The organism is Exiguobacterium acetylicum (assembly GCF_019890935.1).
In the GTDB taxonomy this organism is placed as follows: domain Bacteria; phylum Bacillota; class Bacilli; order Exiguobacteriales; family Exiguobacteriaceae; genus Exiguobacterium_A; species Exiguobacterium_A abrahamii.
The window spans coordinates 2368679-2389398 of sequence record NZ_CP082333.1; the positions used below are offsets into that span (position 1 = coordinate 2368679).

Annotated in this window: 18 protein-coding genes and 1 other annotated feature; of the genes, 10 read left to right on the forward strand and 8 right to left on the reverse strand. The window is 46.4% G+C overall.

Annotated elements, in window-relative coordinates:
- Positions 1–62: 62 nt before the first annotated feature.
- Together K7G97_RS12335 and tpx are read right to left on the reverse strand one after the other, a co-directional pair.
- The gene (locus tag K7G97_RS12335) at positions 63–971 is read right to left on the reverse strand and encodes a class I SAM-dependent methyltransferase (RefSeq protein ID WP_023469052.1); all 909 of its coding nucleotides are present in this window, start codon (positions 969–971) and stop codon (positions 63–65) included.
- A gap of 100 nt (positions 972–1071) precedes the next feature.
- Positions 1072–1563 carry a thiol peroxidase gene (gene tpx / locus K7G97_RS12340; RefSeq protein ID WP_035396538.1) on the reverse strand — a complete coding sequence of 164 codons (492 nt, stop codon included), beginning with the start codon at positions 1561–1563 and terminating at the stop codon, positions 1072–1074.
- Between the two features lie 172 nt (positions 1564–1735).
- Between tpx and K7G97_RS12345 the strand changes: the two genes are divergently transcribed.
- Positions 1736–2551: an NAD kinase gene (locus K7G97_RS12345; protein ID WP_223040690.1), complete on the forward strand. Its 816-nt coding sequence runs from the start codon at positions 1736–1738 to the stop codon at positions 2549–2551.
- Between the two features lie 90 nt (positions 2552–2641).
- On the forward strand, positions 2642–3409 hold the full coding sequence (locus K7G97_RS12350; RefSeq protein WP_223040691.1) for a MerR family transcriptional regulator: 768 nt from the start codon (positions 2642–2644) through the stop codon (positions 3407–3409).
- Here the strand turns inward: K7G97_RS12350 and K7G97_RS12355 are convergent.
- Positions 3401–4960, reverse strand: a complete 1560-nt coding sequence (locus tag K7G97_RS12355; RefSeq protein WP_223040692.1) for an amidohydrolase — start codon at positions 4958–4960, stop codon at positions 3401–3403. The two genes, K7G97_RS12350 and K7G97_RS12355, sit on opposite strands and share 9 nt — an antisense overlap.
- Before the next feature lie 67 nt (positions 4961–5027).
- Positions 5028–6734: a septation ring formation regulator EzrA gene (gene ezrA, locus K7G97_RS12360; protein ID WP_223040693.1), complete on the reverse strand. Its 1707-nt coding sequence runs from the start codon at positions 6732–6734 to the stop codon at positions 5028–5030.
- A gap of 223 nt (positions 6735–6957) precedes the next feature.
- On the opposite strand from ezrA, the gene K7G97_RS12365 reads away from it, so the two are divergent.
- The 3 genes from K7G97_RS12365 (at position 6958) to K7G97_RS12375 (ending at position 8957) form a co-directional block, all read left to right on the forward strand.
- Entirely contained in the window at positions 6958–7443 is a 486-nt protein-coding gene (locus K7G97_RS12365; protein ID WP_023469058.1) for a GAF domain-containing protein, read from the forward strand.
- 233 nt (positions 7444–7676) lie between these two features.
- A complete protein-coding gene (gene rpsD / locus K7G97_RS12370) occupies positions 7677–8276 on the forward strand; it encodes a 30S ribosomal protein S4 (protein ID WP_023469059.1) in 600 nt (199 codons plus the stop codon).
- Positions 8277–8429: 153 nt separating this feature from the next.
- Positions 8430–8957 carry a biotin transporter BioY gene (locus K7G97_RS12375; protein ID WP_058703902.1) on the forward strand — a complete coding sequence of 176 codons (528 nt, stop codon included), beginning with the start codon at positions 8430–8432 and terminating at the stop codon, positions 8955–8957.
- 44 nt (positions 8958–9001) lie between these two features.
- Here K7G97_RS12375 and tyrS read toward each other — a convergent pair whose 3' ends face one another.
- Positions 9002–10249, reverse strand: coding sequence for a tyrosine--tRNA ligase (gene tyrS, locus K7G97_RS12380; protein ID WP_029342350.1), 1248 nt, complete (start codon positions 10247–10249; stop codon positions 9002–9004).
- 56 nt (positions 10250–10305) lie between these two features.
- Positions 10306–10512, reverse strand: a binding site (T-box leader).
- Between the two features lie 148 nt (positions 10513–10660).
- Between tyrS and K7G97_RS12385 the strand changes: the two genes are divergently transcribed.
- The gene (locus K7G97_RS12385) at positions 10661–13159 is read left to right on the forward strand and encodes a transglycosylase domain-containing protein (RefSeq protein WP_223040694.1); all 2499 of its coding nucleotides are present in this window, start codon (positions 10661–10663) and stop codon (positions 13157–13159) included.
- 45 nt (positions 13160–13204) lie between these two features.
- On the opposite strand, the gene acsA is transcribed toward K7G97_RS12385, so the two are convergent.
- Positions 13205–14908, reverse strand: a complete 1704-nt coding sequence (acsA, locus tag K7G97_RS12390) for an acetate--CoA ligase (RefSeq protein WP_047393518.1) — start codon at positions 14906–14908, stop codon at positions 13205–13207.
- 146 nt (positions 14909–15054) lie between these two features.
- Between acsA and K7G97_RS12395 the strand changes: the two genes are divergently transcribed.
- The 4 genes from K7G97_RS12395 to K7G97_RS12410 all read left to right on the forward strand — a co-directional run bounded on the left by K7G97_RS12395 (position 15055) and on the right by K7G97_RS12410 (position 18389).
- Positions 15055–15687: a GNAT family N-acetyltransferase gene (locus K7G97_RS12395; RefSeq protein ID WP_023469064.1), complete on the forward strand. Its 633-nt coding sequence runs from the start codon at positions 15055–15057 to the stop codon at positions 15685–15687.
- An 18-nt stretch (positions 15688–15705) separates the two neighbouring features.
- Positions 15706–16338: an acetoin utilization AcuB family protein gene (locus tag K7G97_RS12400; RefSeq protein WP_023469065.1), complete on the forward strand. Its 633-nt coding sequence runs from the start codon at positions 15706–15708 to the stop codon at positions 16336–16338.
- Positions 16335–17528, forward strand: coding sequence for an acetoin utilization protein AcuC (locus K7G97_RS12405; protein ID WP_223040695.1), 1194 nt, complete (start codon positions 16335–16337; stop codon positions 17526–17528). The genes K7G97_RS12400 and K7G97_RS12405 overlap by 4 nt, the downstream gene beginning before the upstream one ends.
- A gap of 105 nt (positions 17529–17633) precedes the next feature.
- Positions 17634–18389: a maltotransferase domain-containing protein gene (locus K7G97_RS12410; RefSeq protein ID WP_149427725.1), complete on the forward strand. Its 756-nt coding sequence runs from the start codon at positions 17634–17636 to the stop codon at positions 18387–18389.
- A gap of 53 nt (positions 18390–18442) precedes the next feature.
- Here K7G97_RS12410 and ccpA read toward each other — a convergent pair whose 3' ends face one another.
- Both ccpA and K7G97_RS12420 read right to left on the reverse strand, forming a co-directional pair.
- The gene (gene ccpA, locus K7G97_RS12415; RefSeq protein ID WP_023469068.1) at positions 18443–19453 is read right to left on the reverse strand and encodes a catabolite control protein A; all 1011 of its coding nucleotides are present in this window, start codon (positions 19451–19453) and stop codon (positions 18443–18445) included.
- Positions 19454–19611: 158 nt separating this feature from the next.
- Positions 19612–20697 (reverse strand): bifunctional 3-deoxy-7-phosphoheptulonate synthase/chorismate mutase, encoded by a 1086-nt coding sequence (locus K7G97_RS12420; RefSeq protein WP_023469069.1) that lies wholly within the window; start codon positions 20695–20697, stop codon positions 19612–19614.
- Between the last annotated feature and the right edge of the window lie 23 nt (positions 20698–20720).

The window sequence follows — 20720 nt, forward strand, 5'->3', positions numbered from 1 at the left end:
CTATTTCTGTTCTACAACTAGAATAGTCAAATTAACGACAGATTTCAATCACTTTGCGTAATTCATTTTAATTCTGTGTTAATCCATTCATCAATCTGTTTCACCATACCACCAAACGCGCGGGCATCTGTGAACGATGGCAACTCAGCAAGCAATGCTTGTTTTGGCATCTTCATACCGGCCAAATGATTACGGACGATCAAATAACTTTTTGCTGCCTGTTCTTGTTTGAACATCGTGAGCGGCAACTGCAAAATACCGATGACATGCGCTTTTGATTCGAAGTACTGTTTCAACTTCCCTTCCGTATCATGCTGGAACAGACCGTTCGGAATGACGAAGACACCGAATCCACCTGGTTTGACGTATTGCATCGCTTGTTCAATCAACAAGAAATGACTGTAGCTCATGCCTTCATCTCGTTTCAAGATGTAAGAAGCGGCAGCCTCTTCATCCGGATAATAACCGACAGGAAGATCAGCCATCGCAAGATCAACTGGATCTAACAATAATGGTCGTAACGCATCTTGATGGGTATACGTGACTGGATAGTCGAGTAATTCCGTTACCGCTGCCGATAAACGAATCAATGTCTCATCCACCTCGACCGCCTCAGCAGATGTACCTGTCGAAAGCTGACTTAAGACAGCATGTAACATGCCACCTGTCCCACTCCCCAACTCAAGTAGTCGGATGTCCTCCTTACCTACCAATTTCCCGATTAGATAACCAGCAAACAAAGCGACGCTATCTGGCGTCGGCAAATGGTTCGGTTGCGCTTGTTTCATCCCTTCTAGAATAGCAAGCGATACTGCCTTCCGAATGACCTCTTTGTCTACATTTTCAGTATGACGATCGTTCAATCGATCAATCACCGTCGTCAACGCTTCTAAATAGGGCATATCAAGATCACGTTCGATTTGTTTTGTTTGACGTGTTAATTCCTTATATAACTTTTCTAACGGCTCCATGTACGTCATCCTCTCCAAAACGAAACGGCCCCCCGTAGAGCGGGAGCCGTTTCTATCATTAGTTCCATTGTAACGCTTCAGCGGCGTTTGTAAACCATTCTTACTTCGCTTCACGTGCTGCAGCGAGTGCTGCTTCGAAATTGACTTCGTCTGTTGATTCTTCAAGATATTCAACGTACGTAATCTCGTTGTTTGAATCAAGAACGAAAACAGAACGGGCAAGCAGGCGTAATTCTTCGATGGCTACGCCATACTGTGTACCGAATGAAAGATCACGGTGATCAGACAACGTCACGACTTGATCGAGACCGCTTGATGCGCACCAGCGACGTTGTGCGAATGGAAGGTCGTTTGAGACCGTCATGACCGTCACACCTTCGATTGTTGCTGCTTCTTCATTGAATTTACGTGTCTGTGCATCACAAACGCCTGTATCGATTGATGGGACGACGCTGATGATCCGAACACCTTGATATGTATCACGTGTTACCGGTGATAAGTCGTTAGCTAACACTTGAAAGTCAGGTGCTGTTTGTCCGACTTGAACCGCCGTACCTTGAAGTGTGATTGGATTTCCTTTAAACGTTGCCATTATGAATTCCCCTTTTCCCCTGAATGGATATACTGTATTTTCTATTTAACTATAGGAATGATCCGCGAAGATGGCAAGCATTCTGCCATAATTGATGGACTTCAGTACCCGTCTTTCCAAAAAACAGGTATAATGAAAGAGTTCATGAAACGCTTTCAAGGGGGAATTGACCATGGCTCGAAATAATGTCTACCTGTACTACCGAAATACACAAAGACACGAGACGCAGGTGCGAAAGTTGATTGATGTCGGTACACGATACGGTCTGAACGTCGTCCAAGATCACCGACAAGCAAACATCATCGTCTCGATTGGTGGAGATGGGGCTTTCTTGCAAGCGGCACGCTTCACAGGTTTCCGTGATGATGCGATCTATGTTGGATTCGCTGAAGGACCAAACTCGTTCTACTGTGATTTTGATATCAATGATCTTTCTGCGGTCGAAGCGATCTTTAAAGAGACAGGCAACCGTGTCTCGGATGGTGAAATCGAAGTACGTCGTTATCCACTGCTCGAAGCATCCATCAACGGTGGACCACCGATGCTCTGTCTGAACGAATGTTCCGTGAAGTCGAGCATCATCAAATCACTCGCAATCGAAGTCTATATCGACGACTTCCTGTTTGAGACATTCCGCGGGGATGGAATGGTCATCTCAACACCAACGGGCTCTACGGCTTATAATAAGTCACTCTCTGGTGCGATCGTCGATCCATTGATTCACTGTCTTCAAGTCAGCGAAATTGCTTCCGTCAACAACAACCGATACCGGACACTCGGTTCTGCTTTCGTACTGAACCGTGGACGGAAACTTTCGTTACGCATCATCGAGGACGGAAACGACTATCCGATCATCGGGATGGATAACGAAGCACTCAGTCTCACACGAACAGATTCAGTCGATATCCAGCTTTCTGAAAAAGAACTGAAAACCGTCAAATTGACGAACAATACATTTTGGCATAAGATTCAACGCTCGTTCTTATGACCATAAAAAAATCTGCCTCCTTGGGGCAGATTTTTTTATTGCATCTCCCGTTACGTCACCCTTTATACTCCAATCAAAGGAGGTACACAAATGATGTATTCCACTCAGGAAATCGCAAAACTGACCGGCGTCACCAAACGAACACTCTATCATTATGAGACGATCGGTCTCCTCGTGCCAAAGCGTACCAATGCTGGTCACCGAAGTTACAGCAGAGAGGATCTTTTACGTTTACAACAAATCCTGCTCTACCGCTCTCTTGATTTCCCACTGTCAGAAATCCAAAGATTACTCACGCAATCTGATTCCAATCATCATACGACACTGAAAAAGCAGATTGCACTCCTTCAAGAAAAAGCTTCGCATTATCAAATGCTTGCCCGACTCGCTGAACAGACATTACTCACCTTAAAAGGAGGACTCCCGATGAAAGACGAACAATTATTCCGCGGTTTGCGCCACGAAGAAATCGTTACGCATGAAAAGCAACATGCAGATGAAGTCCAGCAACACTACGGTGACACTGACGCCTATCGAATCAGTGCAAAAAGACAACAACAACGAACACCGAAAGAGAAAGAACAACTGAGCAGCATGCATAAGCAACTCGATCAGCGCTTGACGACCCTTTACCGCGACGGGCACGCGACGACGGATCCGGACGTTCAACAAGTCGTCAAAGAACAACATGATTTCATCGATACGTACTATTACCCGTGCGCATTACCTCTCTTTGCCTCACTCGGTCAGATGTATGTGTCTGACGAACGATTCCGTGCCTATTACGATGCGTATGCCCCCGGACTATCCACGTTCTATTCGGAAGCTATTTCACACTATGCGCAAACATCACACTAACGCGGCTTCCGCCTGATAAACGGTTTTTCCAGCTTGGACTGTCTCGACCAAACGGTTATTCAAGATGGCTTCCCCACGCAAGCGATAGAAGTCTTCATCAAAGATGACGAAGTCGGCATCATAGCCTGGTAAGAGCAATCCTTTTCGACCGTGTGTTTCCGTCGCGAGATGTGGATTCTTCGTAAAGAGCAACAAGGCTTCAAACATCGATAACGTCTCGTTCGTCTTATTGACACGCCCTGCCGTTCCTTCCGTCGCTGCATAAAGCGACCGTCGGACATCGGGGTCAGAGATCGGCGCATCTGCTCCACCGCACAATAGTGCGCCGGTCTCAGCTAACGAACGTAAACGATAACTCCAGTCTAAGCGGTTCAAGCCGAGTCGATCGACGATGAAGTCGGCGTCATCCAATAAAAAGACTGGTTGAACGTCAATCAAGACCGGTAACTTCCGAATTCGCGCAAGCGTTTCTGGTCGGACGACCGTCGCATGAATGATGCGATCTCGTTTCCCTTTTGGTGCCGGATACTTCTCGAGCACCTGTACGAACCGCTCGATTGCTAAATCACCGATGACATGTGCCGCGACTGTGAATCCGTAACTACGTGCGCGTTTGACGAGTTGTTCGAGTTGTTCCGGCGTATGCACTTCGATGCCGCGTGTCGTCGGATCATCGGAATAACCACGACCGAGAAGAGCTGTTCGTCCTCCGAGCGCGCCGTCGACGAACAGTTTCATCGCACCGATGGACATCGTTGACGGTAAAGTAGGTTGTTGTTGCACGAACTCATCGATGACAAGATGATGCACGAGCAGATGCGTATGGAAGCCCGTTTCTTGCGTCACTTCCTTATAAGCTTGCAAGATGTCCGCGACATCCCCGTGATACGACAAGTCTTCTGTGTGTGCCGCAATGATGCCATATTGGTGTAAGTTCTTAATCGCTGATCGAAGGGACGCTTTATTCCGTTCCAAGTTTCCAGCTTGTAACGCATATAAAGGTTCAAGCGCCGCATCGTACAAGAATCCGTCAGCTTCTCCATTATCCGATAAACCGACCTTTCCACCTTCGATGACGGTTGACGCTTTATATCCGAGCTGTTGGAATAAGACATCGTTGACGAGTGCTGTATGACGGTCCGTTCGTTTCAACAAGGCAGGTGCGTCAGGGAACAACTGATTGAGCCATGCTTTCGTTGGTACACGATCAAGCTTCGTTTCGTCATAGCCTTCTGCCACATGGATCCCATTGACTGGTTCCGCCTTGAGAAAAGCTTGTCCTAACGCTTCAAGCGTCGTATAACGCGAGGCATCAACACGATTGATCGCTTCCCCGTAACCGATCAGATGAATATGTGCATCCGTAAAGGCTGGATATACAGCTTTTCCGTTCAAATCGTGAATCTGATCAATACGTCTACCGAAACGGCGGCGTAGCTTTCCTTCATCCCCCATCGCGATGATCCGCGTTTTCTCGACGAACATCGCTGAATGGACATCCTCTTCGTGTGCCATCGTTCGAATCAATCCGTTTACGTATAGTGTTCCCATTCCACTCACTCCTCTTTTTACAAAAATAGGGTGACCATGACGGTCACCCTGAATTGTCGATCCTGATTTAAACGTGCAATGTTTCTTCTGGTGCACACGACCGTTTAATACGTTCGATCGCGGCCGGATCGTATTCATTTAGGACACGTTCCGCTAAGACAATCGTTCGTTCATAGTCTCCCGCTAAGAACTTCGTTTCCGCGATCGTCAGCGACATATGTATCTCGTTGTCGTGGCGACGGTATCGGTTCGCATACTGGACGAGCCGTTCGGCATACGTGACTTCGAACACTAATGTATCTAACCGTTCTTGCACATGTTTAAACGTTTCTTGGACGTCTTGACTTTGTGCGACGATCGATCGAACGTTAAACGGTAACTCCTCTAACCGTGTTTCAAGCGTCTGCAGTGAACGATTCGCATTTCGAAGCGCTTCTTCCACCTCAGCTGGTAAGTTTGGTAATCCGAGTCGTTTCAGACGGAGACGTGTCTGCGACAGCTGATGACGCCATTCGACGATTCGTTCGCGAACTTCCGTCTCTTCTTTTCGAAGTGCTTGGAGTTCGACCGTAAAGCGTTCGTACTGAATCATCAACTGTTCTTCGAGGCGAATCGCATCGCGCATCTGATCTTCGAGCATACTGAACGGGATGATTTTTCCGGCAATCGACTCATCAAGATCTTTCGCTGCTTCAAACAGTAGCTCTTCGTCACGCTGGATCGTCTCATAGTGAATCCCTAGATCTGCTGAGATTTCATATTTTTCACGTAAGATACTAAATTCTTGTGCCAACTGATGAATCCGTTCACGCATCCGTAGCGCTTTTTGTTTCAAAAATTGGTTTTCTTTTTTCACTTGATGACGCGCATCGACCTCACGACGGAACGTATCATACATTTGATCCACATCGGCCGATAACTGTTGAATCGCCTCTTCCAAACCGTCGATTTCTAGCATTTCGATTTTTTCAGAAAGGCTCAGACGTTGTTCCTCGAACCGTTTAATCTCGGATTGAAGACCGAGTGGTTCAAGTGGATACCCATCTAACGACATTTCCTTATAACCTGCTCCGAGCTGATCAATCCGTTGACGCAATTCATGAGCGAGAATCTTCCATTGTTTCGGTACAAGTTCGACGAGTTGACGCGTCGTTGCTACTTCTTGCTCGAGTAACAAGCTTGTTTCATACGCCTTCGTCACTTCACCTGAAGCTTCGTACTGACACATCTCATTCCAGTGCGCGTCGATTTGTTCACTTCGTTCTTCTAGACGCGCAAGCGCCGGACCAAATGAGTTCGCTTGAATCAATAATGATTTCCGAACTTGCCCTGAATCGGCTTCCCCTTGCGCTTTCAGTTCGGCTAGAACCGATTGATTCGTCTTGAACGTCGACATCTCGACGAGCATCTCATCGATCAACCCTTCGAGTTCTGCAATCAATTGTTCCGTTACTTCGAGGTCATTCTTGACGGCGATGAACCGATATTTATCGAGCGCTTCCTCCGCCCGGTAAAGGGTCTCATCGATTTGGGCGACGTGGACCGTTAATAACTCTTCCCACGCTTGATGCCAGGAGCTGAACTTCGTCTCCGTCTCACCCGCCATCGGTAGTTGCTTTAAGTCCTGCAACTCCTTTGGAATCGATGCACTGACGATGCCTTGTTTGCGCATATCAAGTTCATCGATTTTCGTGTAGTATTTTTTTCGACTGATCATGCTAAACAGCATGACGAGTAATACGATGACGATGACTCCGATCACCCATGCCCACATTTGTCACGACCTCCACTCTGTCCTACGACTTTAGATTTTCTCTAAATCGCAATAATCTTATCCTTATAATAGTATAGCGCAACCGTTTTGCATAGATTTACAAGGGCTTTTCCTGATTTCTTCCGCTGTTTTGAATCCTTTTTCCAAAAATCAATTGTTTGTCAGCTACGCGAAAACTAGTTAAACTAAAAAAAATACGCTTTTCACGGGAGGAATTTTTATTATGTTCGAAACAAAGACATATGAAGGTGACCGGACAAAACAATACGACATGCTCTCAAAACAACTCGATGCGCTATTAATGGGAGAAGACAATCAAGTTGCAAACTTATCGAATGCGAGCGCGTTGCTCAACCAGTTCCTCGACCGTATCAACTGGGTCGGCTTCTATTTGACGGATACGGAGCAAAACCAACTCGTCCTCGGACCGTTCCAAGGACTTCCAGCTTGCGTCCGTATTCCATTCGGTCGTGGCGTCTGCGGAACGTCCGCAGCAGAACAGACGACACAACGAATCGAAGATGTGCATCAGTTCCCAGGTCACATCGCATGTGACGCGGCTTCGAATTCAGAAATCGTCATTCCACTCGTCAAAGACGGACAAACAATCGGTGTCCTTGATATCGACAGCCCAGAATTCAACCGTTTCGACGAAGTCGATCAAGCTGGTCTAGAAGCATTCTGTACGACACTGCTTCGCCATCTGTAATTCTGATTGACAGTCGATTGTCCACACCGTATACTTGTAAAAGTGCAGAAATGATAACGATAGCGGTCAAATCGCTTACGTATCACATTTCATGACTCGGTGAATAACCGGAGGGGCATCGTGTAACTTTGCTATCAAGCGAGGGTGCCACATCATGAAATGGGCGTAATGTGGGTTTGATGGCGTTATTATTTTTATGCAAATAATAACGAACAATAAGGAGGAGTCTTATTATGGCTCGCTATACAGGTCCAGCTTGGAAACTCTCACGTCGTCTCGGTATCTCACTTACTGAAACAGGAAAAGAAATCGCAAAACGCCCTTACGCACCAGGTCAACACGGTAACAGCCGTCGTAAAGTATCTGAGTACGGTCTTCAACTTCAAGCGAAGCAAACACTTCGTCACATGTACGGAGTAAACGAACGCCAATTCAACCGTATCTTCAACGATGCTGGCAAAATGCCTGGTATCCACGGTGAGAACTTCATGTTCTTACTCGAAGCACGTCTTGATAACGTCGTTTACCGTATGGGTATGGCTCGTACACGTCGTGCTGCTCGTCAGCTCGTCAACCACGGTCACATCCAAGTTGATGGACAACGCGTTGATATCCCATCATTCCGCGTGAAACCAGGTCAAACGATCTCAGTTCGCGAAAAATCGAAGAACTTTGTCGTTATCAAAGAAGCACTCGAAGTTGCTCCAGCAACTAAAGACTTCGTTACTTTCGATGCTGAGAAGCTCGAAGGAACATTCGTCCGTCTTCCTGAGCGTTCTGAATTGAACGATCAAATCCAAGAACAACTCGTCGTCGAGTACTACTCACGTTAATCGATTGTTCCAGCACTCACTTCGGTGGGTGCTTTTTTTATGCCTATGACTAAAATGTATACCTGGTCTTAAAAAAAGAGTGACGTCATTCATTCGTTTGTGTTAACCTTTAAATATACATAGTTAACACAAAAAGAAAAGAGGACTTCATTCATGAAAACTAGAGATTTAACTTTCATCGCCCTTGGTGCTGCCATCATCGCAGCCGTCAGCTCTTTGCCACAAATTCAACTCGTCGGCGCTGTTCCAATCACGCTCCAGATGCTCGCGATCATGACGGTCAGCGCGATTCTCGGTGGAAAACGTGGTGGACTCGCTGTCTTAATCTTCTTATTACTCGCAGCAGCTGGTCTACCGGTGCTTGGCGGAAAAGGCGGACTAGCCCCATTCGTCGGACCAACCGTTGGTTATTTGATTGCCTTTCCGATCGCTGGATTCTTCATCGGACTTGTTGCTGAAAAAACGCGTCGCTTCGTTCCCCTCTTCATCGGGATGATCGTCTTTGGTCTTGGTTTAGTCTACCTGCTTGGAACATTTGGTCTAATGGCTGTACTCGATCTATCGTTCAAAGATGCTTTTGCGATTAACTATCCTTTCATCTTATGGGATACGATCAAAGCTGTCATCGCCACGACGATTGCCGTTCGCTTGTTGCCACTCCGCTTATTCCGGACAGCTTAAAAAACGCTCTCTGCATCTATGTGCAGGGAGCGTTTCGTATATCATCAAGCATGCTCGACGACGAAGTATTTTTTCTTTCCGCGACGTACGATCGTAAAGCGACCGATTGCATCAGCTTCTGTGATTTCTTTCGTTAAGTCTTGCTCGCGTTCTCCGTTCAGGTAGATCGCACCGTTCGTTACGTCTTCACGTGCTTGACGTTTTGACGGACTGATTTTCGCCTCAACGAGAACGTCGACGAGGTTTGTCGCTTCACCGAGTGTAAAGCGCGGCATGCCTTTGAACGCATCTTCGATATCTTCGACTTGCAACGATTTAATATCTCCACTAAAGAGTGCCGTCGTAATACGTTGCGCTTGTGTCAGCCCTTCTTCACCATGGACGAGAACTGTCATCTCTTCTGCGAGACGACGTTGCGCGACACGCTTCTCTGGTGCTGCCTTGACTTCTTCTGCGAGCGCGTCGAGTTCTTCGTGCGTTAAGAACGTGAAGTATTTCAAGAACTTGATGACGTCAAGATCGTCAACGTTGAACCAGAATTGGTAGAACTCGTACGGTGACGTTTTGTCAGCGTCTAACCAAACCGCACCACCTGCTGTCTTACCGAATTTTTGACCGTCTGCTTTTGTAACAAGCGGTACCGTCAATCCGAATGCTTTTTCTTCATGACCCGCACGACGAATCAATTCCATCCCTGCTGTGATGTTCCCCCACTGGTCACTACCTCCGACTTGAAGACGGCATCCTTTGTCTTCGTAGAGTTTCAAGAAGTCAAACGATTGAAGTAGCATGTATGAGAACTCAGTGAATGAGATCCCGTTTTGAAGTCGTGAGTCAACAGAGTCTTTCGCAAGCATGTAGCTGACCGGGAAGTGTTTTCCGATATCGCGTAAGAAATCGATGATCGTCAAATCTTTCGTCCAGTCCAGGTTATTGGCGATCGTGACCGGATTTTCTCCTTCAAGTGGTAAGAAACGTGACAACTGGTCCTTAATCCGATTCGCGAACTCTTCGACGATATCCGATGTATTCAACGAACGTTCTGTTGCGCGACCACTCGGGTCTCCGATCATTCCCGTTGCTCCACCAACGAGACCTACGACATGGTGTCCTGCTTGTTGGAATCGTTTTAAGACTAAAATCGGCAACAAGTGCCCGATGTGCAATGAATCAGCTGTTGGATCGAAACCCGTGTATAGCGTTGTTGGTGTCTCGAGTAATGTCTTCAATCCTTCTTCATCCGTCATTTGGTTAATTAAACCGCGAAATTCTAAATCCTCTAATAACGTCATTGTGTCTCCTCCTAAAGTTCACTTTTAACAATAAAAAACCGCCCCTTCGTCTAAGACGAAGGGACGGAAGATTCCGTGGTACCACCCTGATTGCCCTTTACATAAAAGGACCACTTGGTTCGTCGATAACGGGACGGACCGCTTGATTTCTCAAGAAACTCCCGGAAGCGTAATTCGTAAGTTCACTGTGTCCTAGTTCGCAGCACCACTAGGTCTCTGTCACAGGGAGTGACTTACTACTGTATTCCGATCACTGTTTAACGTAATATATGAAAATAAGATGGTTTCATGATACGTCGAAGGCGAATCCGCTGTCAAGTCCGATTTCACTGGTGGATTTATGGTATAATACGTCTATCTGTGATTTAATATTAATTTACACCTAAGTTTAAGATGCAAAGGAGATCATTTATGCGCGAGAACTGGTTCAAGTTTTGGAATCACCCCCGGACGAAAGCCGTTCGGCACTGGTCGAATATCACATACGATGTTTCGTGGAACATCATTTTATTCCTCATCATAGCAGTCCTTCTCATCGGCAGCTTCTCTGTCGGAGCGGCTGGAGGATATTTCGCTTCCCTCGTCAAAGATACGAAAGCTCCACCTTTGACTGAGATGAAACAAGAAGTGAACAGTTATGCGGTGACAAGTCAAATTTATTGGGGAAGTGGCGAAAAGCTGACGAACATCTCAACGGATGAAGAACGTCAGCCGGTCGATATCAAAAACATCTCCCCTTATTTAATTGATGCGCTTCTATCAACGGAAGACGTAGATTTTTATCAACATGATGGAGTCGTTCCAAAAGCGACTTTACGAGCAGTCTTACAAGAATTGACGAATTCAGCGTCACGCACCGGCGGAAGTACGCTGACACAACAATTAATTAAAAACCAAATCCTGACGAACGAAGTTTCATTCGAACGGAAAGCAAAAGAAATCATCTTAGCGCTCCGCCTTGAAAATGCGATGTCAAAAGATGAAATTTTACAGGCATACTTGAATGTCGTCTCATTCGGACGAAATTCACTCGGGCGTAACATCGCTGGTATCGAAGCTGCTTCCCAAGGGGTCTTCAACAAATCAGCGAAAAAACTGACGTTACCACAAGCAGCTTTCCTCGCTGGTATTCCGAAAAACCCTTACTACTACACACCTTATCTACAAGGCGGTGTCGTCAAAAAAGACTTGACGCCAAGTGTCAATCGGATGAAGACCGTGTTGAAGCGGATGTACGTTGCAAAAAACATTACAAAAGAACAATATGAAAAAGCAATCAAACACGACATCACGAAAGACTTCGCGAAACAGTCGAAACGTTCGCGTGACACGTATCCGTATGTCTATGATTTAGCAGAACGTGAAGCGACGAAGATCATGACGAAGTACTTGATGAAACAAGATGGTGTGAAAGAAGACGAAGTCAAACCGTCTGAACTGGCAGAAGTCCGGGCAAACTATCAAGATCAAGCACTGGTTGCACTCCGTCAAGGTGGATACAAGGTTCATATGACGCTAGATAAAAAAATTCATGAATCGATGCAACAACCTGCGAAGAACAACGGGAACTTCCCTGGTGGCATGCAGTACAAACAAGTCGTCGATCCGAAAACGAAAAAAACCATTTCGAAACAAGATCCAGAAGAAACAGCAGCGGTCATGGTTCAGAATGAGACGGGGCGTATCCTCGGATTCGTTGGTGGACGTTACCTTGATGGAAAAGCCGATGATTTTAACCGAGCATTCCAAGCGAAACGTCAAATCGGGTCAACGGCAAAACCAATTCTCGTCTACTCGAACGGGATTGAAAATCGTTTGATCACTCCGGCATCTACCGTCAATGATGAAGAGTACTACTATCAGACCGTACCACGTCAACCAGGTGATCGTCCGATCAAGAACGAAGGTGGACGTTATCGTGGAAACGTGACGGTTCGTACAGCACTTGAACTCTCATTGAACGTACCTGCTGTTAAGATTTACGAGAAGATGAACATGTCGAACTCGATTCAAAAACTCGTCGATATGGGTGTTGAAGTGCCGGATGCGATTCGTTATGCTCCTTCGGCGGCACTCGGAACGATGGAGATCACACCGGTCGAACTTGCTGGTGCTTACGCGACACTCGCCAACTATGGTGAATTCGTGCAACCATACGTCATTTCGAAAATCACGAAAGACGGAAAAGATATCTATAAAGCAAAACCGAAGAAAAAACGAATTTATGAACCACGAACAGCTTACCTGACGCTTGATATGATGCGTGGCGTCTTCTCAAAAGGTACAGCAACGTTTGCTAAAGATCGGTTGAACGTTCCTGGAGATTGGGCTGGTAAGACAGGTACGACGAACGATGTCAAAGACTCTTACCTTGTCGGTTCCACTCCTGGTGTGACGCTTGCCGTTTGGACAGGACACGATCAGAACAACTCACTCATCGGTCCAACAACGTATTACCAACGAACACAAACGCTGTGGTCACAAATGGCGAATGCGACGTATGCTGCGAACAGTAGTTACTTCAAATCCGGTGCCCGCTTCACGCAACCATCTTCTGTAACAGCAAACGACTTTAAGAACAGTGGTCGCTTCAAAGAAGAAGATAAGAAGAAAAAAGCGGAAGAGGCAAAGAAAAAAGCCGAAGCGAAGAAAAAGAAAGAAGCAGAAGAAAAGAAAAAAGAAGCAGACGCACAGAAGAAAGAAGAGCAACAAAAAGAACAAGATCAAGCTAAAGAAAAAGCGGAAGCTGATGCTAAGAAAAAAGCAGCCGATGACGCCAAGCGTGCTGCCGATGCAAAAGCAAAAGCCGAAGCAGAGGCAAAAAAGAAAGCCGAAGCGGACGCTAAGAAACAGCAAGAACAACAGAAGAAACAAGATGAAAAGAAAAACGATGCTGCTTCTGAAAACTAACAAAAAGGATGAATCACCTGTCACGGTGATTCATCCTTTTTACGTTTAATCTTCCATCGTCGACAGATCACCTGTTTCAAGATTCAACTCCCATGCTTTCAGAACACGGCGCATGATTTTACCACTTCGTGTCTTCGGCAATTTATCCCGGAAATCGATTTCTCTCGGTGCCGCGTGAGCAGCCAGCCCCTCTTTGACGAATGCTTGGATTTCTTGTTTTAGCTCATCCGTTGGCTCGTAACCATCACGTAAGGCAATGAACGCCTTGATGATTTCACCGCGGACTGGATCTGGTTTCCCGATGACACCGGCTTCTGCGACAGCTGGGTGCTCGACGAGACGACTTTCGACCTCGAACGGACCAACCCGTTCTCCAGCAGTCATGATGACATCATCGACACGTCCTTGGAACCAGAAGTAACCTTCGTCATCCATATAGGCAGAATCCCCTGAGACATACCATCCTTTAAAGAAATACGATTCATATTTCTGCGGATTGTTCCAAATTTGACGCATCATCGATGGCCATGGTGTTTTTAAAGCAAGGTTCCCCATTCGGAATGGCGGTAACTCATTTCCTTGATCATCAATGATCGCAGCCTGAGTTCCTGGAATCGGTTTCCCCATCGATCCCGGTTTGATGTCCATCGACTTGTAGTTACAAATCATCATCGCGCCTGTCTCTGTCATCCACCATGTATCATGAATCCGTTGATCAAAGGCTTCTTTCCCCCAACGAATGACTTCTGGGTTCAACGGTTCGCCGACAGACAATACATGACGAAGACTTGAGAGATCATGATGATTCGCAACATCCGCTCCTGCTCCCATCAACATCCGGAAAGCCGTTGGTGCGCTATACCAGACCGTTACCTTGTACTTCTCGATGACACTGTACCAGAAATCCGGATTGAAGCGTCCACCGACGACGATGTTCGTCGCGCCATTCAAGAATGGTGCGAAGATACCGTAACTTGTTCCTGTGACCCACCCCGGGTCAGCCGTACACCAGTAGACATCATCTTCTTGGAGATCAAGTACCCAGCGACCTGTCATTAAGTGCTGAATCATCGCATTTTGAACGTGGAGCACACCTTTCGGCTTCCCTGTCGATCCTGAAGTGTAGTGCAGGATCAATCCGTCTTCACGATCTAACCAGACCGGTTCGAATACATCGGATGCTTGCTCGAACGCTTTGCGGAAATCGAGTAATGTGTCCGATTCTTCGACATCTTCGTCGACAAGTACTACCTTTTCAAGTGATTCCAGTTCCCCAACTGGAACACGTGGAAGCAGTGCCTTCGTCGTCACGAGTAACTTCGCTTCAGAATCAAGCAGGCGATCACGGACCGCTTGTTCCATGAATGCTTCAAATAACGGACCGACGATTGCGCCTACCTTCAGTGCGCCAAGCAAGGCAAAATACAATTCCGGTGAACGTGGCATGAAGATGAAAATACGGTCACCCGTTTTGACCCCTGCATCGACTAATACGTTTGCCGCTTTATTCGTCAATCGTTTCATATCTGCATATGTGAATCGTTGTTCCGTCGTTCCATCGAAATAGATCAGCGCATCCTTGTTCGCTCGCTCGCCTTCTGCGTGGCGGTCGATTGCTTCATGAGCCATGTTGACTTTCCCCGTTGTCGCCCATGAAAAGTACTGCTCAGCATCTTTCCAGTCGTACGTGTTTGCTTCATCATACTCTGCTAACCAATGCTTCCCCGGAAGCGCTTTCAAAACTTTCATGTCTCGTTCCTCCCCTTCTATGTTTTCCTCTTTATTATAAGCTAGTTATCCGTCAGTTCAATCCATTTGCCGTCAATTTGTTAAAAAATCCCTCTCTTTGCTCAAGCGCTTTCGTCTATAATGAATAGGAAGGTGGTGACGCTTACATGTTTGAAAAACAATTCAATCATCGGACGCATGAAACATCACTCGGTCCTGTTGACATCGAAGGTCCCGTACCGAGTCAAACACTAGCAACGTATACACTCGATTCAGGGTTGACGGCTTTTCGTCCACCCGCTGAACAACATCAAGCACTCGTTGAGATTGCAGACCTTGAGGAAGGACGGATCATCGTCGCTCGTCAAGGAACGGAAATCATCGGTTATGTGACTTACTTATACCCTGACCCTTACGAAACGTGGAGCGAAGGAAACAATCCGTACATCTTGGAACTCGGAGCGATCGAAGTTTCCTCTCGGTTCCGCGGACAACAGATCGGTAAAAAATTGCTTGAAATCTCTATGCTCGATCCCGCTATGGAACACTATTTGATTTTAACGACTGAATATTATTGGCATTGGGACCTAAAAGGGAGCGGACTATCGGTCTGGGATTACCGAAAGATCATGGAGAAGATGATGAATCATGGTGGTCTCGTCTTCTTCCCGACCGACGATCCGGAAATCGCCTCCCATCCTGCCAACTGTCTGATGGCACGTATCGGAAAACACGTCTCACCTGAAGTCGTCGCTCATTTTGATGCGCTACGCTTGAGAAGGCGCTTCATGTATGACTGAGCTCGAGGAGGAATCGTCATGTTAATCGAACAAATCATGAATACGACGTGCATCACGATGCAACCGACGAATTCCATCGCGCATGCGGTCGAACTCATGCAACGTCATCAGATTCGTCATGTTCTTGTCGTCAATGCCCGCCATGAACTCGTCGGTCTTGTCGGATTAAAGGAAATTCAAAGCGCAAGTAGTATCTTTCATCCGGATACAGCAAAACAAGACCTACAGTATCCGGTCTCAAGCATCATGATTGAAAGTCCTGTCACGGCTCATCCGCTCGATTTTCTCGAAGATGCGGCTGTGCTGTTTTATGAATACCGATTGACGTGTCTGCCAATCGTCCGCGGTCGACGCCTTGTCGGTGTCGTCACGGAAACGGATTTGTTGCGGACATTCGTTCAATTGACGGGTGCACTCGAACCAAGTTCTCAAATCGAAATCCGTGTTGAGAACACTGCTGGAACATTAGCAAAGATTGCCGCACTGCTTGCCAAAACGAATATCAATATCTTAAACGTACTCGTGTATCCAACAGACGATCCGTATGTCCGGATCGTTGCGTTTCGTGTCCAGACGATGAATCCGATTCGGATCATCGAAAAGTTGCGCAAAGAAGGATTCGATGTACTTGGACCGGATGTGAGCAGATGAAGGATTTTGCTTATCTGTACAGTCCTGAAGAAGCGACTTATCGATTTTCGGAGACACATCCATTCAATCCGATTCGTCTCGAATTAACGGTTTCCTTACTTGAAGCGATGCATCAATTAGATGACATTCCTTGTATCGCGCCACGTCATGCGACTGATGAAGAATTAGCACTCGTTCATGATCAGGATTATATTGCTGCCGTCAAAGCAGCCGGGACCGGAACATTAACACCTCTCAAGGCACAGATGTATGGTCTTGGGACAGAAGATACCCCTTTATTCCAAGGGATGCATTCGGGCGCTTCTCTCCTTGTCGGCGGCACGATCGAAGCATGTGACCTCGTCTTATCTGGTCAATATAAACGGACCTTTCATATCGGTGGCGGATTGCATCACGGATTCCGTGGACGTGCCTCTGGTTTTTGTGTCTATAACGATACCGCTGTCGCCATGGCAGCCATGATTGAAAAATATCACTGTAAAATTCTTTATGTCGATACGGACGCTCATCATGGCGATGGAGTACAATGGGCCTTTTATAATCGAAAGGACGTCATGACATTGTCTCTCCATGAGACGGGTCGCTACTTGTTTCCAGGAACGGGAATGGTGACGGAACGGGGGTCTGAAGAAGGGTATGGATTTAGCTGGAACGTGCCACTGGACGCCTTTACGGAAGATGATTCGTTTTTACTCGCGTATGAGACAGCACTCTTTGAAGCCTGTGAATTGTTTCAACCGGATCTTATCATTACGCAAAATGGTGCCGATGCACACGCGCTTGATCCATTGACTCATCTATCCTTAACGATGAAAAGTTATGAACAGATCCCTCAAATCGCTGTCGCTGCAGCAAATAAATATACGAATGGAAAAATCGTTGCTTTAGGAGGCGGTGGCTATGACTGGTATCGTGTCGTCCCCCGCGCGTGGAGTCAAGTTTTTGCTGCCATGACCGGACAAGCTCCGTTTCGTGGAGAGATTCCTACTTCATGGCAAAAACGTTGGAGTGGACAAGAAACAACCCCACCAACACACTGGCATGATCCAACACCACTCTACCCCGCCATTCCGCGACGACCTGAAATCGAAGAAAAAAATTGGGAGACCGTCAAACGACTAATTTGGCCGTTTGTGAGCGATGAGCGTAAGAAACAATTGACTGCGACTTCCCCTTACTCCATTGATTAATTGACTTTGTATCTTCACATTTATTTCGTTCGGAGTTCACAACTTGTTGCTATACTAAATATGGAATTTTTACTTAGTAAATGAATAATAGTTGGGGGAATCATCATGAAAAAGGCATGGCTATATTCCGGTCTTATTCTGTCGACGGGGATCGTACTCGCAGGGTGTGGCAATGAAAAACAGGCAATGGATCACGATAACATGCAAGGGTCAGGAAAACCGACGGTCGAAGTCAACGTCAATGTTCCAGCCAAGACAATGGAAGAAGATAAAGTTGTTTTTAAAGCGTCAGCTGTCGAACAAAAGAAACCAGTCAATCTTGAGGACGTGACATTTGAAGTTTGGGAAGCCGGAAAACAAGACGGTGCCCATCAAAAGTTCAAGGCAACCTTGAAAAAGACGGGTTCTTATCAAGCAGAAGCTAAACTTGCTGAAGGTGAGTATGAAGGACTGTATCATATCAATGATAAAAAAGGACTCCATCATATGGATAAGATCTCATTTGTTGTCATGGATCATTCACATGAAAAAGAGGAAGCATCTCACGAACATGGACATGATCACGAAGCTGTCGACGGTCTGTCTGTTCATTACATGGGCGCAACAAAAGCGAAAGCTGGTGCTGAACTTCCCGTCTCTTTTCATGTTTTCCTTGATGGGAAACCACTAAAGGCGAACGTACAAGTGGAAGTCATTGAAACGGGCATTGAAAAGCATAACTACGTTCCTTTAGAAAAAAAGGGCGATGCCTATAGCGGGAAAGTGACATTGACTGCACCTGGTCAGACGACGGTTCGACTCCATGTCGAAAATGACCAACTCCATCATCATCAAGATGAACTTATCACCGTCGCGAAATAAAAAAACGTCTCTTTTTTCAAGCAGCTTGCTTGAGAGAAGAGACGTTTTTTCGATTAAGGACGTGTCGAATCCCGTTGTTCGATCCGGTGTGGTAACGTAACATCGTTCGTTTCAATTTCTTCTTTGTTCAAGATTTTCGTCAATAGACGCATCGAGACTGCTCCGATATCATACATCGGTTGAACGACAGTCGTCAGTTTCGGACGAATCATCGTTGCAAGACGTGTGTTATCGTGTCCGATGACTTCGAAGTCTTCCGGTACACGGTGTCCCGCATCCTGTAAGGCATGGATGACACCAAGAGCCATCTCATCCGTTCCAGCAAAAATCGCGCGTGGGCAATCTTCTCCAAGTTCAAGCAATTGATTCATCGCCTTCATTCCTGAATCATACGTATAGTTTCCAAGGACGACATTTTGCTCGTTAAACGGAAGATTTGCTTCTTCGAGTGCTCGGCGATAACCCGCAAATTTCTTTTCACCATTGATTTGCTGTTCGAGTGGTCCAGTGATGAATCCAATCCGTTCATGTCCACGGTCGATCAAAGACTTAACAGCATCGTGCGCAGCACTCTCATAATCGATGTTGACGGCAGGAAGATCATAATCTTGATTCAACGTCGCAGCAAGAACGATCGGAACCGGTGATGTTTTGAACTCACGAACGAGATCCTCGTGCAGACGTCCACCCATGAAGATGATTCCATCCACCTGTTTTCCGAGTAATGTATTGAGCAAATGAATTTCTTTTTCCCGGTTTTGGTCGGAGTTACATAAAATGATGTTATATTTATACATTGTCGCGACATCCTCAATCCCGCGTGCTAAATCCGCAAAGAAGATGTTCGAGATATCGGGCACGATGACACCGACCGTCGTAGTTTTTTTACTTGCCAGTCCACGGGCAACAGCGTTTGGACGATAACCAAGCTGTTCGATTGCGTCTTGGACCTTCTTTCGTGTAGATGGTTTGACATTCGGGTTTCCGTTGACGACACGCGATACGGTCGCCATCGAAACAGCAGCCTCTCGTGCGACATCGTAAATCGTAATATTACTATTCAAAACAAATTCCTCCTTTAGTATGATCCATCTCAAGTGTTTTCATTTCGTTTTCATTTTTAGGCAACACGAAAGGAAGACAGGAAAAGATAGTTTTCTTTTCCCATTCTTCCTTCATTGTAAAACGTTTTCATTCGCTTTAGGTTACCCTTTTTCGGAAATCATTGAACGTTTAGTGCCGGAAAGGTAGTCGTCAAGTTTTCGATGAACGTATCGAATTCTTGGAAATCGAGTTGTTGGTTCGCATCAGACAACGCAAGTGCTGGGAACGGATGGACTTCGACCATGACAGCGTCTGCCCCGATCGCGTATGCCGCTTTTGCTGTTGGCAAGAGTAAATCCTTACGTCCTGTCGAGTGTGTGACATCGACCATGACAGGGAGATGCGTCTCTTGCTTCAGAATCGGAACTGCTGAGATATCAAGCGTGTTCCGTGTTGCACGTTCATACGTCCGAATACCACGCTCACATAAGATGACTTGATCGTTACCACTCGCCATGATGTACTCAGCCGCGTACATGAATTCCTCGAGCGTTGCAGAAAGACCTCGTTTTAAAAGAACCGGCTTATTCGTCCGACCGACTTCTTTGAGTAAATCGAAGTTTTGCATGTTGCGTGCGCCGACCTGGATGATGTCGACATATGGTAAAGCAGATTCAACGGCGCTCGGTGTCATGATTTCAGTGATGACATGCAAACCGTGCGCGTCCGCTGCTTTTTTCAACATCTTTAGACCTTCGAGTCCTAGCCCTTGGAAGTCGTAAGGCGATGTACGTGGTTTGTACGCTCCGCCTCGCATGAACTTCACGCCATGTTTCGCGAGCTGTTCCGCGACCTCAAATACTTGTTCTTCGCTCTCGACCGCACACGGTCCAGCGATCAATTGTTGTGAACCGTCTCCGATGACGGCATCTCCGATCCGGATGATCGTATTCGTCGGTTTTTGTTTCCGTGATACGAGTAATTTCCGAGTCCGATCTTCTCCTTGTAATTCAAGAGAAGCTTTGAAAATTTCTTTAAATACATGCTGAAGGCGTCCTGTTTCAAAAGGTCCATGGTTATTAGCGGCAATTGATTCGAGCATTTGACGTTCTCGAACAGGGTCGTATCGATCAAGCCCTTGTGCTCGTTTAACTTTTCCGATTTCAACGGCAATTTGACCTCGTCTGTTCATCAATTCCAATAATTCTGCATTCACTAAATCGAGTTCATCACGTAATCTTTTTAATTCTGCATGTTGATCCATGTCCTACCACTCCCTAATCAGCA